The sequence below is a fragment of the Roseivivax marinus genome, from assembly GCF_900109705.1.
GTDB lineage: Bacteria > Pseudomonadota > Alphaproteobacteria > Rhodobacterales > Rhodobacteraceae > Roseivivax > Roseivivax marinus.
The window spans coordinates 104,798-118,461 of sequence record NZ_FOAI01000008.1 but is presented as its reverse complement, the minus strand read 5'-3'; the positions used below and the strand labels follow the sequence as shown (position 1 = coordinate 118,461).

15 protein-coding genes are annotated in these 13,664 nt (G+C 67.7%); 9 read left to right on the top strand and 6 right to left on the bottom strand.

The window, feature by feature from the left end; genetic code table 11:
* Positions 1–15: 15 nt before the first annotated feature.
* The 4 genes from BMX29_RS11655 to dusB all read right to left on the bottom strand — a co-directional run bounded on the left by BMX29_RS11655 (position 16) and on the right by dusB (position 5,824).
* Positions 16–2,208 carry a sensor histidine kinase NtrY-like gene (locus tag BMX29_RS11655; RefSeq protein ID WP_051487345.1) on the bottom strand — a complete coding sequence of 731 codons (2,193 nt, stop codon included), beginning with the start codon at positions 2,206–2,208 and terminating at the stop codon, positions 16–18.
* A 180-nt stretch (positions 2,209–2,388) separates the two neighbouring features.
* A complete protein-coding gene (locus BMX29_RS11650; protein ID WP_043841286.1) occupies positions 2,389–3,759 on the bottom strand; it encodes a sigma-54-dependent Fis family transcriptional regulator in 1,371 nt (456 codons plus the stop codon).
* On the bottom strand, positions 3,759–4,844 hold the full coding sequence (locus tag BMX29_RS11645) for a two-component system sensor histidine kinase NtrB (RefSeq protein ID WP_043841288.1): 1,086 nt from the start codon (positions 4,842–4,844) through the stop codon (positions 3,759–3,761). Before BMX29_RS11645 ends, BMX29_RS11650 begins: the two co-directional genes overlap by 1 nt.
* The gene (gene dusB, locus BMX29_RS11640) at positions 4,841–5,824 is read right to left on the bottom strand and encodes a tRNA dihydrouridine synthase DusB (RefSeq protein ID WP_244889218.1); all 984 of its coding nucleotides are present in this window, start codon (positions 5,822–5,824) and stop codon (positions 4,841–4,843) included. The genes BMX29_RS11645 and dusB overlap by 4 nt, the downstream gene beginning before the upstream one ends.
* A 183-nt stretch (positions 5,825–6,007) precedes the next feature.
* Here dusB and ispD point away from each other — a divergent pair, with 183 nt between their 5' ends.
* Genes ispD through BMX29_RS11625 form a run of 4 tightly spaced genes read left to right on the top strand, consistent with a single transcriptional unit; the run spans position 6,008 to position 8,109 of the window.
* A complete protein-coding gene (ispD, locus tag BMX29_RS19235; RefSeq protein WP_175471182.1) occupies positions 6,008–6,691 on the top strand; it encodes a 2-C-methyl-D-erythritol 4-phosphate cytidylyltransferase in 684 nt (227 codons plus the stop codon).
* The gene (ispF, locus tag BMX29_RS19230) at positions 6,663–7,142 is read left to right on the top strand and encodes a 2-C-methyl-D-erythritol 2,4-cyclodiphosphate synthase (RefSeq protein ID WP_043841291.1); all 480 of its coding nucleotides are present in this window, start codon (positions 6,663–6,665) and stop codon (positions 7,140–7,142) included. Before ispD ends, ispF begins: the two co-directional genes overlap by 29 nt.
* Entirely contained in the window at positions 7,139–7,627 is a 489-nt protein-coding gene (locus tag BMX29_RS11630; RefSeq protein WP_092813024.1) for a phosphatidylglycerophosphatase A family protein, read from the top strand. The genes ispF and BMX29_RS11630 overlap by 4 nt, the downstream gene beginning before the upstream one ends.
* On the top strand, positions 7,624–8,109 hold the full coding sequence (locus tag BMX29_RS11625) for a CinA family protein (protein WP_092813021.1): 486 nt from the start codon (positions 7,624–7,626) through the stop codon (positions 8,107–8,109). The genes BMX29_RS11630 and BMX29_RS11625 overlap by 4 nt, the downstream gene beginning before the upstream one ends.
* A gap of 18 nt (positions 8,110–8,127) precedes the next feature.
* Here BMX29_RS11625 and BMX29_RS11620 read toward each other — a convergent pair whose 3' ends face one another.
* Together BMX29_RS11620 and BMX29_RS11615 are read right to left on the bottom strand one after the other, a co-directional pair.
* Positions 8,128–8,367 carry a hypothetical protein gene (locus BMX29_RS11620; RefSeq protein WP_092813018.1) on the bottom strand — a complete coding sequence of 80 codons (240 nt, stop codon included), beginning with the start codon at positions 8,365–8,367 and terminating at the stop codon, positions 8,128–8,130.
* A gap of 119 nt (positions 8,368–8,486) precedes the next feature.
* The gene (locus tag BMX29_RS11615; RefSeq protein ID WP_092813015.1) at positions 8,487–8,942 is read right to left on the bottom strand and encodes a type II toxin-antitoxin system RatA family toxin; all 456 of its coding nucleotides are present in this window, start codon (positions 8,940–8,942) and stop codon (positions 8,487–8,489) included.
* Between the two features lie 80 nt (positions 8,943–9,022).
* On the opposite strand from BMX29_RS11615, the gene hpt reads away from it, so the two are divergent.
* From hpt to BMX29_RS11590, 5 genes are all read left to right on the top strand, one after another.
* Positions 9,023–9,562 (top strand): hypoxanthine phosphoribosyltransferase, encoded by a 540-nt coding sequence (hpt, locus tag BMX29_RS11610; RefSeq protein ID WP_092813012.1) that lies wholly within the window; start codon positions 9,023–9,025, stop codon positions 9,560–9,562.
* A complete protein-coding gene (locus BMX29_RS11605) occupies positions 9,559–9,741 on the top strand; it encodes a hypothetical protein (protein WP_043841297.1) in 183 nt (60 codons plus the stop codon). The genes hpt and BMX29_RS11605 overlap by 4 nt, the downstream gene beginning before the upstream one ends.
* Positions 9,742–9,862: 121 nt before the next feature.
* On the top strand, positions 9,863–10,375 hold the full coding sequence (locus BMX29_RS11600) for a 2Fe-2S iron-sulfur cluster-binding protein (RefSeq protein WP_081749578.1): 513 nt from the start codon (positions 9,863–9,865) through the stop codon (positions 10,373–10,375).
* Positions 10,372–11,391 (top strand): FAD binding domain-containing protein, encoded by a 1,020-nt coding sequence (locus BMX29_RS11595; protein ID WP_092813009.1) that lies wholly within the window; start codon positions 10,372–10,374, stop codon positions 11,389–11,391. The genes BMX29_RS11600 and BMX29_RS11595 overlap by 4 nt, the downstream gene beginning before the upstream one ends.
* Positions 11,388–13,577, top strand: coding sequence for a xanthine dehydrogenase family protein molybdopterin-binding subunit (locus BMX29_RS11590; RefSeq protein ID WP_092813006.1), 2,190 nt, complete (start codon positions 11,388–11,390; stop codon positions 13,575–13,577). The genes BMX29_RS11595 and BMX29_RS11590 overlap by 4 nt, the downstream gene beginning before the upstream one ends.
* Positions 13,578–13,664: the final 87 nt, after the last annotated feature.

Sequence of the window (13,664 nt, the reverse complement as noted above, 5' to 3'; positions counted from 1 at the left end):
GCCCGTCTCCTCTGCTCAAACCGTTTCTTCTTCTCGCTCGGCGGCCCGCGCCGTCGGGGATGCCGACGGGTCCACAGGCAGACGCACCAGAGCCATCGCGCCCCGCTGGCCGGTCACCGGCGCGGGCGCGTCTTCCAGCGACAGGGTGCCGCCGTGTTCCTCGATGATCTTCTTGACGATGGGCAGGCCGAGGCCGGTGCCCTTGTCGCGGGTCGTCACGTAGGGCTCGAAGAGCCGCGCGCGGTCCTCGGGAAGGCCCACGCCGTTGTCGATGATCCGGATCTCGGCCATGCCCTCGTCGATGCTCATGGCAACGCGAATCGTGGGGACGTGGCCCTCGGGGGCGTCGCCGCGCTCGGTCAGACTCTCGATGGCCTCGCCCGCGTTCTTGATGAGGTTGGTCAGCGCCTGGCTTATCATCGTGCCGTCGAGCGACGCGGAGACCTCCGTGTCGGGCAACTCGATGTCGAAGCTCACGTCCGGCTGGCCGCTTTCCTGCAGCAGCGCCGTGCCGCGCAGGAGAGCCACGAGGTCCTCGTCGCGCCGCTGCGGTTCGGGCATCCGCGCGAACTTGGAGAACTCGTCGACGATCCGGCGCAGGTCGTTGGTCTGGCGCACGATCACCTCGGTCAGCTGGTCGAGTCGCGCCGCATCTTCTTCGTCGAGACCGCGGCGATAGCGCCGGTTGATGCGCTCGGCCGAAAGCTGGATCGGCGTCAACGGGTTCTTGATCTCGTGGGCGATGCGACGGGCGACGTCGCCCCAGGCCGCGAGACGCTGCGCCGAGACGAGGTCGGTCACGTCGTCGAAGGCGATCACGTATCCCTCGAGGCTGCCGCTCTCGCGCCGCCGGGTCGCCATGCGAACCAGCAGATGCTCGAGCCGGCCCTCTCGACTGACCTTCACCTCTTCCTGAACGACCTCGGCGCCGGTGTCCTGCAGGCGGTCGAAAAGCGCGCCGAACTCGGGCACCGCCACGTGGATCGGGAGATTCTCGTTCTCCTCCTGCCACTCGAGCAGCCGTTCGGCCGAGCGGTTCACGAAGGACACGCGACCGCGAGAATCCAGCCCCGCCACGCCGGAGGTGACCGACGACAGCACCGAGTCGAAGAGGCGCTGGCGCCGCTCGATCTGGCGGGTGTTCTCCAGCAGCCGGTCGCGCTGGCCCTTCAGCTGGCGAGTCATCTGGTTGAAGTAGCGGCCGAGCATGGCGATCTCGTCATCGCCCTCGTCCTCCTTCACCTGCACGTCCAGATCGCCGTTGCCCACCTGCTGCGCGGCCCCGGCGAGCCGTCCCACGGGACGGGCCAGGCGCTCTGCGAACCACAGGCCCAGCCAGGTGGCCGCGAGGATCAGCAGGACCGCGAAGCCGAGGTAGAGCAGAGCGAAGTCGAACAGCCTCCGGCCCCGCTCGCTTTCCTGTTGCTGGTAGAAACGTGCAGTCTCCTGCGTGTTGTCGAGCAGGTTGAGGATTCCGCCGTCCACTGCCCGCGTCACGTAAAGGTAGCGGTCGAAGAACGCCTCCAGAGGGACCAGCGCTCGGAACTCGTCATTGTCCCAGTCGGGGATCAGCGCGATGCCGTCTGCCTCGGCAGCCGAGAACTGGGTCGCGTCCGGCTCTTCGTAGTAGAACCGGTAGGATTCCTCCCCGCGCGCCACGATCTCGCCTGCACCGTCGATAATGTAAGCCTCGGACAGGCCGCGCTGGATCTGCGTTTGTCCCGAGGCCAGAAGTTGTCGCAATCCGTCCTCTGCCAGGAGCGGCGCGGCCCGCCGGTTGGCGTCGAGGAACTGGGCCAGCGCGCGAGCATCCTGCGCGAGGTCGGCGCGGTGTTCGCTTTCATAGCTCTCGGCGGCTTCCAGCGATGCGCCGACCACGTTCTGCACACGGGTCGAGAACCACGTCTCCAGGCCAAAGTTGATCGTGAGGACGCCGAACACCGCCACCGTGATCGTCGGGAGCAGCGCCATCAGCGCGAAGACCCCGGTCAGCCGCAGGTGCAGGCGCGAGCCGGCGGATTGGGCGCGCCGGGCCGAGACCATCTTGGCCACCCGGTTCAGCACCAGCGCCGCCAGCAGCAGGACGTAGACCAGATCGGCCAGAAGGATCAGGCGCAGCGGCGTCGACTGGGCCGACCCGTGGTCCAGCGGCCCCAGCACCGCGTAGGTCGCGATGGCGAGAACGGGGCCCAGAAGGACCAGTCCCATGGTCGCCGCGTTCTGCACGCGCCGCTTGCGGCGCAGTCTGCTGAGACGCGACCAGTCGATACCTCGTGCCCGAGTGGCCACAACCACCCCCGCCCTTTTGGGCCGCGTGACGCGGCCAACCGCCTTATGTTGTGGTCTCTCCATCGCCTGAAGCGATGGGGCCACGGTTCTGTTGCGGTTTTACATCAACTTCCGGCGTCGTGTCACGCGAATATCGAGATCGGTGATTTTCTTGCGAAGCGTATTCCGGTTGATGCCCAGAAGGTCGGCGCACTTGGCCTGGTTTCCGCCCGTGGCATCGAGCGCGATCTCGATCAGCGGCGCCTCCACCTCGCGCAGGATACGCGCGTAAAGCCCCGGCGGTGGCAGCATCGCGCCGTGCAGGTCGAAGTAGCGCCGCAGGTGCCGCGCGACCGAGGTCGACAGCTTCTCGGCATCTCCGCCCTTGAGGATCGGGCCGGTCTCGGGCTGGTTCCCCAGAACCGCTTCGACCTCGTTGCGGGTGATCTCGTCGGCGCGGCTGGTCAACGACAGGCGCCGCACCGAGTTCTCGAGCTGGCGCACGTTGCCCGGCCAGGAATAGGCGCGGAAAAGCTCGGCCGCGTCGTCGGACAGCCAGCGCTTCGGTCCGCCCTCCCGTTCCACACGAGCGAGGAAATGGTCGGTCAGGAGCGCGATGTCCTCCACCCGTTCCCGCAGCGACGGCACGAGAATCGTGGCGCCGGACAGACGGTAGTAGAGATCCCGGCGCACCCTGCCCTCCTCCATCGCGTGGGCGAGGTCGGTCTGCGAGGTCGCCATGAAGCGTGGCACGTGATCGCCGGGGCCATCCATCATCCGCACGATCCGGGCCTGCACCTCTTCGTCGATGTCGGCGATCTCGTCGATCAGAAGCGTGCCGCCCTTGACGCGCGCCAGAACCCGCGCCGGACCCTCGATGTCGGACAGGTCCGCCGCGGTGGCGGTGATGAAGGGCAGCGTGCGGCGGTCCGAGAAATCGTGAATGGTTTTCGCGATCAATGACTTGCCGGTCCCGCTTTCACCACAGACCAGCACCGGCAAATCCGTGTTCATCACTTTCGCGACGAGCCGGTACAGCGCCTGCATTGCCGGCGTCTTGCCGACAAGCGGCAACTCGTCCGGGGCGTCGGCGCCAAGGGCGGGTTCCTCGCGCCGGGGGGCGCGGTTGCGGTTCTCCAGCGCCCGGGCGGTACGCTTCATAAGGTCCGGCAGATCGAAAGGCTTCGGCAGGTAGTCGTAGGCCTCCGCCTCGGCCGCCTGGATCGCCGTCATGATCGTGTTCTGGGCCGAGATCACGATGACCGGCAGATCGGGCCGGTCATGCTGGATCTTCGGCAGCATTTCCAGGCCGTTGCCGTCCGGCATGACCACGTCCGAGATCACCACGTCGCCCTTTCCCTCGCCGACCCAGCGCATCAGCGTGGTCAGTGACGAGGTCGCGTGAACCTTGCAGCCCGCACGGGTCAGTGCTTGCGTCAGCACCGTGCGGATCGTGCGGTCGTCGTCGGCGACAAGAACCGTGCCGTCCATCAGTCAGTCTCCTTGGCATCGCGGGGGGCGCGCGGCAGCGAAATGCGAAAGCGCGTCTGTCCCGGCACAGAATCTACGGCGATCCAGCCGTCGTGGTCGGACACGATCTTGGAGACCAGCGCGAGGCCGAGCCCCGTGCCATTCTCCTTGCCCGAGACGAACGGATCGAAGATGTCGCCCTTGATATCGGGCGGCAGGCCGGGACCGTCGTCGACGATCTCGACCTGAAGCGGCACCACCTGGCCGGTGCCGTCGGCCCGGCGCAGGCGGAAGCTGTGTTCGTAGAACGTCCGCAAGCGGATCGTTCCACCGGCTTTCGGATCAGCGGCTTCCGAGGCGTTCTTCACTAGGTTCAGCACAACCTGAAGCATCTGGTCCGGGTCGCCCCAGGCCAACGGTAGCGAGGGGTCGTAGTCCTCGACGAACTTCATGTGAGCGCCAAAGCCCAGCTGCGCCGAACGCCGCGCCCGGTCCAGGACGTCGTGCAGGTTCACGGCGCGCTTCTCGGGTGGCGAGAGATTCCCGAACTGCTCGACCTGCTCGAGAAGCTTCACGATCCGCCGGGTCTCGGCGACGATCAGGTCGGTAAGCTCGAGGTCCTCCTTGCCGAGGTTCATCGACAGCAGTTGCGCCGCCCCTGCGATCCCGGCGAGCGGATTCTTGATCTCGTGGGCCAGCATCTCGGCCATGCCGATGGCGGACTTGGCCGCGGACTTCACCGAATGGCTCTGGGTCATCCGGCCCGCCAGTTCGCGCGGCGAAATCAGCATGACCATCCAGCCCGGGCTGCCCGAGACCGGCGCGATGTGCAGCGAGGCCACGAGCGGCGGCCGCGCGCCGGTACCCACGTCCACGTCGTTGACGAAGAGCGGCGTGCCCTGCGCCCGAGCGCGTTCGAGGCTTCCTTCCAGCGGCGCATCCACGGCAAGCCTGTCCCACACCGGCTGGCCAAGCAGCCATTTGGCCGAGTTGTTCATGAAGTCCTCGGCCGCCGGGTTCATGTCCGCGATGCGGTCGCGCGCGTCGATGAGGATGGCCGGGATCGGCAGCGACGACCAGATCGCGCCCTCGGTGGCTTCGTTCATGCTGCGGCCCTCTCGGGCACGAGAAGCGCGTCGGGCAGCATGGCGCGGACCTCCAACGGGGCGCGTTCGGTCAGGATCCGGCGGCGCAGATCGCCCGACACACCGCGGCCGTCCATGTACCAGCCCAGGTGCTTGCGTGCGACGCGGATGCCGAGATCGGCGCCATAAAAGCTTAGCATCGCTTCGTAATGCTCTGATACCACGTCCAGAAATTCGTTTCCTTCGGGTGCGTCCGGAACCGGTCGGCCGCAGAGCGCCGCGGCGACGCGCGCCAGTTCCCATGGGCGGCCCTGCGCGCCGCGGCCGATCATCACGCCATCCGCGCCCGAGGTTGCGAGGGCGGTCCGGGCAGAAGCCGCGTCTACGATATCTCCGTTCGCAATGACTGGGATTTGCACGGCATCCTTCACGTTCCGGATCGCAGCCCAATCGGCCCGGCCCTTGTAGAACTGGCAGCGGGTCCGGCCGTGGATCACGATCATCGCGACGCCCGCGCCTTCCGCGCGTCGCGCGAGGTCCGGGGCGTTCAGGCAATCGGCGTCCCATCCGAGCCGCGTCTTGAGGGTGACCGGCACGGATACCGCACCGGCCACCGCCTCGATCAGCCGCTGGGCGTGGTCGAGATCGCGCAGCAGCGCCGAACCCGAATAGCCGCCGACCACCTTCTTGGCCGGGCAGCCCATGTTGATGTCGATGATCGCGGCGCCGTTCGCCTCGACCATGCGTGCGGCCTCGGCCATCCAGTGGGGATCCCGCCCCGCGAGCTGCACCGATGTCCGCGCCGCGCCGAGGCCCAACTCGGCCTTCTCGCGCACGGCCCACTTGCCTTCGACCATCTCCTGGCTCGCTATCATCTCCGACACCACGAGCCCTGCTCCGAACCGCGACACGAGCGTGCGGAACGGTAGGTCGGTGATGCCGGCGAGCGGCGCGAGCAGCACCGGATCGTTCAGGCGGAGGGTGTCGAGGGTGGCGCTCAAGCAATCATTCCTTGTGCATTAAGTTTCCGCTACCGCGCGTTCGGGCGGCATTCAATTCTCCGGCGGGGCATAAGCGACCGCTTTCTTGGCGAACGCCCAATTTTTAATCATATCGCCGCCTCGCATTGCACCCCCGCGGGCCAGCGCCTACAGAAATGGCGAACGACGACAGCGGGATCCGTGATGCGACAGGCCGCCCTCATCGTCGCCGCCGGACGCGGCACGCGCGCCGGGGGCGACCTGCCCAAGCAGTGGCGCCCGGTGGCCGGACGCACGGTGACCGAATGGACCCTGTCGCGGTTTTCCCACATGGACGAGATCGCGCTCGTGATCCACCCCGATGATCGCGCGGCGGCGGAGGAGGCCATCGGCGCCCTGCCCGTCCGCCTGATCGCTGGGGGGGCGGACCGTGCGGCATCGGTGCGCGCGGGTCTCGAGGCGCTGACGGCTGCGGCCCCGGACGTGGTGCTGATCCACGACGTCGCACGTCCTTGCGTGCCCCGTGCGGTCATCGACCGGGTGGTCGCAGCGCTGGAGACCGTGCCGGGCGCCGCGCCGGGCCTTCCGGTGACCGACGCCCTCTGGCAGGCGACGCCCGAGGGCCGAGTCGGCGGAACGGCACGACGCGAGGGGCTGTTCCGCGCGCAGACCCCGCAGGGCTTCCGCTTTCGCGCGATCCTCGACGCGCATCTCGCGCACCCCGGCGGCGCCGCCGACGACGTGGAGGTCGCGCGCATGGCCGGCATCGACGTGGCGATCGTCGCGGGCGCCGAGGACAATCTGAAGATTACCGGCCCGGACGATTTCGACCGTGCCGCACGCATTCTGGAGACCATGGATGGACATACGCTTCGGCAACGGATTTGACGTCCACGCCTTCGGGCCGGGCGACGGGGTGACGCTCTGCGGCGTGCACGTGGCGCACGACGCGGGACTCGTCGGTCATTCGGACGCCGACGTGGCGATGCACGCCGCGACGGACGCCATCTACGGCGCGCTCGCCGAGGGCGACATCGGCACGCATTTTCCGCCCTCGGACCCGCAATGGAAGGGCGCAGAGAGCCACGTCTTCCTGCGTCACGCGGCCGAAATGGCGCAGGCGCGCGGCTACAGCATCTCCAATATCGACGTGACCATCGTCTGCGAGGCCCCCAAGATCGGTCCCCACGCGGCACGGATGCGCAAGGTCATGGCCGGGATCGTGGGCTGCGACCTCGACCGGCTGTCGGTCAAGGCCACGACCTCCGAGCGGCTGGGCTTCACCGGCCGGTCCGAGGGCATCGCCGCGCTGGCCACGTGCGCGCTGGTGTCGGCATGAGCCGGTTCGTCGCGACATTGTTCGGCGTGGGGCTCATCCGCCCCGCCCCCGGCACATGGGGATCGCTGGCGGCGCTGCCGCTGTTCTGGTGCCTCTACGTCGCGGGGGACGTCTGGCTGACCTCTCTCGCGACCGTCCTCGTGGCCCTGGGGGGCGTCCCGGTGATCCGCGCGGCGACTGCCGGGTCGGCTGAGAAGGACCCGGGTGAAATCGTCATCGACGAGGTGGCGGGCCAGTGGATCGCCCTGTTTCCAGTGGCTTACGGGGCGAGCTTCGCGGGCGTGGACGTTCTCGCGCTGTGGCCGGGCTGGGTCGCGGGATTTGTCTTCTTCCGCCTCTTCGACATCTGGAAGCCTTGGCTGGTGGGCCGGGCCGACCGCATGGGCGGAGCCTGGGGCGTGATGCTCGACGACCTGGTGGCGGGCGCCTTCGCGGCGCTGGCGACGTTCTTTCTCGGCGCCGTCTGGCACGTGGTGTTCATGTGAGCGCGAACCTCGCAGAGGCGATCCGCAAGGCCGCCACGGCCCGCGGACTGACGGTGACCACCGCCGAGTCCTGCACCGGCGGCATGGTCGCGGCGGCGCTGACGGACGTGGCGGGCAGCTCGGCCGTCTTCGAGCGCGGCTTCGTCACCTACTCCAACGCTGCGAAGGCCGAGATGCTGGGCGTTTCACCGGCCACCCTGGAGGCGAACGGCGCTGTGTCCGAACCGGTCGTCCACGAGATGGCTGTCGGCGCGCGCGACGCGGCGCGGGCCGACATCGCGGTGTCGATCAGCGGGATCGCAGGCCCCGGCGGGTCCGAGACGAAGCCCGAGGGGCGCGTCTGCTTCGGGCTTGCCGGCCCGGTGGGCGTGACGACCGAGACGGTCGAATTCGGCGCGCTCGGCCGCGCGCAGGTCCGCGAAGCGGCGCGGGATCATGCCCTGGGGCTTCTCGCCTCCGCGCTCGGTGTCGAGGCGGACTGACCGGTCGCCGCGCCGAGCTCAGCCCTTCGGCTTCAGCATCGAGACATGCTCGGGCGGCATCCCGAGGATCTGCGCCATGCGGTAGGCGCTCGACGCCGCGCCCTCGCCGGCATGGGCCGCGACAATCGCCTGCGTGTCCCGCCGCCGCTCGGAGGCCGCGGCCTCGCTCGCTTTCATGTTCCGGTCATGGCGCTGGATCGCGCCGGTCTCCACCTGCGGCGAAGGCCTCGTGACCGGTCCCGTCCCGGCCTTGCTCATCGGTGACATCGTCGTTCACCCCCGTTCGGTTGCGCCCCCGCACAGGTCGGATCGCGCGCGATTCCGGCGCGCATGGGGCGCGGGGCGGGATTTCCGAACGAAGGGTTAGCGAAGGAGGATCAGCGGCGCGGCCCGTAGAGCGCGTCGGCCCGGCGCTCAAAAGCGCGGACGATGCGCTGCATGGCGTCGTTGAACACCACACCGATGATCGAACGCAGCATCGCGTTCTTGAACTCGAAGTCGACGTGGAAGACAACCTCGCAGCCGCCTTCGTCGAGGTCGCGGAAGGACCAGTTGGCCTCCATGTAGCGGAAGGGTCCGTCGATGTACTCGGTGTCGATCTTCTTGTGCTCGGGCCAGAGCGTCACCCGGCTCCCGAAGCGTTCGCGGAAGACCTTGAAGCTGATCACGAGGTCCGCGTGCATCACCTCGTGATCGCCGTGGTCCTCGGTCGACTTGACCCGCGCGGCGGCACACCACGGCAGGAACTCTGGGTACGATCCCACGTCGGCCACGAGGTCGTACATCTGCTGCGCCGTGTATGGCAGCCGCCTTGTCTCGGAATGGGTCGTCATGCGCGGATCCGGCCTGTCCTCTTCTGGGTGACAGTGACGGGGGATGTCGTATGTTGCGACCGAAAATCAAGGGAATCCGCATGACGACCCCAGCCTACGTGATCGACGAGATGTACTCGTCGGACCAGATCGCGGCCCGCATCGCCGCGCTCGCGCCCAGGATCGAAGCCGAGTTCGCCGACACCGAGCAACTGGTCGTCGTCGGCCTCCTGCGCGGCTCCTTCATCTTCATCGCCGATCTCGTGCGGGCGCTCAGCCTGCCGGTGGAGGTCGATTTCCTCGAGGTCTCGTCCTACGGCAACGCGATGGAATCGAGCCGCGAGGTCCGCATCCTCAAGGACCTGCGCGCCGCGATCGAGGGCCGCGACGTGCTGGTGGTCGAGGACATCGTCGACACCGGCCACACCCTGTCGCATGTCCTGAAGCTGCTGGCCTCGCGCAACCCCCGCAAGCTGCGCTCGATCGCCATGCTCGACAAACCGTCGCGCCGCGAGACAGAGGTCAGCGCCGACTGGATCGGCTTTACCATCCCCGACGAATTCGTGGTGGGCTACGGCATCGACTACGCCCAACGGGACCGCAACCTGCCCCACATCGGCAAGGTGCGCTTCACCGCATGAACCTCCATTGGCTCATGCGGATGCGCAGGTGGGCGCAGAACCCGCCGTCATGGACCATGGTTCGGCTCGTCTTCGCGGTGGTGGCGCTCTGTCTCGCGCTTTGGTTGGTCGAGCGGTATGTCGGCCTGCCGGACTGGATCGGCGCCGATCCAAAGGGACCGATCCGCGTGCCCCGCTAGGCGACGTCGAGGCAATTCGGTCACATCAGGAACCCGGTAGCAGATCGGACGTTCGGATTTGACGGGCGCGGAGGCGCGTCCATCTCCTTTTCCGAAGACTTCCCACCTACCGGAGCTCCCCATGGACGTAACTCTTTCCGTCAATGGCGAGACGCACAAGCTCGATATCGAGCCCCGCGTCACGCTGCTCGACGCCCTTCGCGACCGGCTCGGCCTGACCGGGTCGAAGAAAGGCTGCGACCACGGTCAATGCGGTGCCTGCACCGTGCTGGTCAACGGACGCCGGGTGAATTCGTGTCTGTCGCTTGCCGTCATGCACGAGGATGACGAGATCACCACCATCGAGGGCATCGGCATGCCCGACGACCTTGCCCGACTTCAGCAGGACTTCGTCGAGTGCGACGGCTACCAGTGCGGTTACTGCACGCCCGGCCAGATCGTCTCGGCCACCGCCGCCATCGAGGAAGCCAAGCTCGGCTGGCCCTCCTATGTCTCTCCGTCGCTCGCCGACATGGGCGAACTGACCGACGAGGAGATCGCCGAACGCATGTCCGGCAATCTTTGCCGCTGCTCGGCCTATCCCGGCATCCGCCAAGCTATCGCGCGCGCCGCTGAAGCGGAGGACAAGGCATGAGGCCCTTCGATTACACCCGCCCCGAAAACCTCGAGGTCGCCTCGCAGGCGCTGACGGACGGCGCCACGCCGATCGCCGGCGGGACGAACCTGATCGACCTGATGAAGCTGCAGATCATGACGCCCGAGCACGTGGTCGACCTGACCCGCCTGCCGGGCCTGTCGGACATCGACGGCACCCCCGACGGCGGTATGCGCATCGGCGCGCTGGTGTCGAACTCGGTGCTTGCCGGCGATCCGACCGTCCGCAGGGCCTATCCGGTCCTCGCCCGCGCCTTGCTGGCCGGCGCCTCCGGCCAGATCCGCAACAAGGCCACTACCGGCGGCAATCTGCTGCAGCGCACACGGTGCCCGTATTTCTACGACACCGCCATGCCCTGCAACAAGCGCGAGCCGAACAGCGGCTGCTCGGCCCAAGGCGGCATCGCGCGGATGTGCGCGATCCTCGGCACCTCGCCGGAATGCATCGCCGCGCATCCTTCGGACATGGCCGTGGCCATGCGGGCGCTCGACGCCCAGGTGGAAATTCGTCAGACGTCTGGCGAGACGCGCACCCTTCCGGTGGGCGATCTCTACCTGCTGCCCGGCGACAACCCGGCAAAGGAATACGCGCTGGAGGCCGGTGAGGTGATCACCGCGGTGATCCTGCCCGCGCCGGTCTCCGGGGCCCGTCAGACCTACCGCAAGGTTCGCGACCGCGCCTCCTACGCCTTTGCCCTCGTGTCCGTCGCGGCCGTCGTAAAGATGGACGGCGACACGATCGAAAGCGCGCAACTCGCCTTCGGCGGCATCGGCGCGAAGCCGTGGCGCGATACCGAGGTCGAGGACGTGCTGGCCGGCGAAGCGCCGTCGGACGAGCTGTTCGCCAAGGCGGCCGACGTGCTGCTGCGCGACGCCTGGACCGAGGAATCCAATGCCTTCAAGGCCCCGCTGGCCAAACGCACGCTGATTTCCGCGCTGCGCGACGCCACCGGCCTGTCGGGCGAGACCCACTTTGACATGGGAGACGCCGCATGACGCGAACGTTCCGCATGAACGAGGTGCAGCCGCGCCTCCTCGACGAAACCGGTCAGGGCATCATCGGCGCGCCGCTGGTGCGGCCCGAAGGACACCTGAAGGTCTCGGGTCAGGCGACCTACGCCGCCGAGGCAAAGGTCGAGAACCTCGCCCACGGCGTGCTCGTGCGCGCCACGATCACCAAGGGCCGCGTTCTCAGGGTGGACGAGGCCGGCGTTCGCGACATGCCCGGGGTTCTCGCCGTTCACATGACCGACGAGCGTATGATCCGGAACCCGGCACAGGGCATGATGGGCGAAAGCCCGGTGCGCGATGGCAAGTACATCGAGTATCTCGGCCAGCCCATCGGCGTGGTCGTGGCCGACACGTTCGAGCAGGCGCGTGACGCTGCCCAGCGGCTCAAGCTCGAGTATTCCGAGGAAGAAGCCGAGGTCGATCCCGACAACGCCTCCGAGACCGAGTGGACCGACAAGGAAGACTACGGCGACATCGACATGGCGATGGACAAGGCCGCGCATTCCGTCGACGAGGAATACATCACCGCCGCACACGTCGCGGGGGCCATGGAACCTCATGCCGCCATCGCTGTCTGGGAGGGCGACAAGGTCACCCTTCACGGCTCTTGCCAGCTGGTCCAGTTCAACGTGAAGGAACTGGCCGATGCTCTTAATATCGAAGAAGAAAACGTCCGCATCCTGTCGCCCTATATTGGCGGTGGTTTCGGATCCAAGCTGGGCATCTCGAACGAGGCCGTGGCGGCTGCCATCGCCGCCAAGGATCTGGGCCGTCCGGTCCGCGTCGTGATGAGCCGGCAGCAGGTGTTCGACGCCGTGCTGCGCCGCACCGAAACGACCCAGCGGATCCGGCTGGCCGCGGAGGCTGACGGCACGCTTCTGGGTATCGAGCATCGCGACCGGGTGTCGAACCTGCCGAACGAGGGCTTCTCGGAGCCCACGAACCAGGCGACGCACTTCCTCTATGGCGGCGCGAACCGTCGGTATCGCCAGGAGACGGCGCGTATTCACCGCAATCCGTCGGGCTCGGTCCGGGCCCCGGGCGAGGCCGTGGGCATGGTCGCCCTCGAGACCGCGATGGACGAGCTGGCCGAAGCGTCGGGGGTCGATCCGGTGGAACTGCGCCTGCGCAACATCCCCGAGACGCACCCCGAAACCGGCCTGCCCTACTCGGCCCGGATGCTGGCGGAGTGCCTGAAGGACGGAGCGTCCTCGTTCGGCTGGGACCAGCGCCAGTCGCCCCGAGCCCGCCGCGAAGGCGACTGGTTCACCGGCATGGGCGTGGCCTCGGCCGCGCGGATGAACATGCTGTTGCCGTCCGAAGCGCGCGTGATCCTCACCCCTACCGGGGCCATCGTCGAAACCGACATGACCGACATCGGCACCGGCACCTATGCCATCCTCGGCCAGATCGCCGGGGAAATGCTGGGGCTGCCGCGCGAGTTGGTCGAGGTTCGTCTCGGCGACAGCAGCTTCCCCAAGGCGGCTGGCTCCGGCGGCTCGTTCGGTGCTGCCTCGTCGGGTTCGTCGGTGTTCCTAGCCTGCAAGGCCATCCGCGACCAGATCGCGGACAAGATGGGCTGCGGCGGCGACGACCTTACGCTGTCGAACGGCCTCGCCCGGTGCGGCAACGTCGAGAAGAAGCTCGAGGATCTCATCGACAGCGACATCGTGGAGGTTGCCCAGATCAAGCCCGGCGACACACGGAAGGAAGCGTTCTCCTCGGGCTTCGGCGCGCATTTCGCCGAGGTGGCCGTGCACGCCTGGACCGGCGAGGTTCGGGTCAAGCGCATGGCGGGGACCTTTGCCGCGGGTCGCATCCTAAACGAGCGCACCGCCCGGTCGCAGTGCTGGGGCGGCATGATCTGGGGCATCGGCACCGCGCTAACCGAGGCCGCCGAGCACGATCCGCGTCGTGGACACATCATCACGCGCGACTTCGCCAACTACCACATGCCGGCGCATCTCGACGTGCCGCAGCTCGACGTGAAATTCCTGGAAGAGCGCGACGACTACGCGAACCCGATCCAGGCCAAGGGTATCGGCGAGCTGGGCATCTCGGGCGCGGGCGCCGCTGTGACGAACGCGATCTACAATGCCTGCGGCGTTCGGATCCGCAAGTTCCCGGCGCATCCCGACGTGGTGCTCGAAGGTCTCATGGCCTTCGACTGACCGCGCCCGTGCGCCTGACGTGAAAGAGGCCGACCCCGTGAGACGCGGGGCCGGCCTTTCTTATTCCGTAAGTTGGCGCTCTCAGGC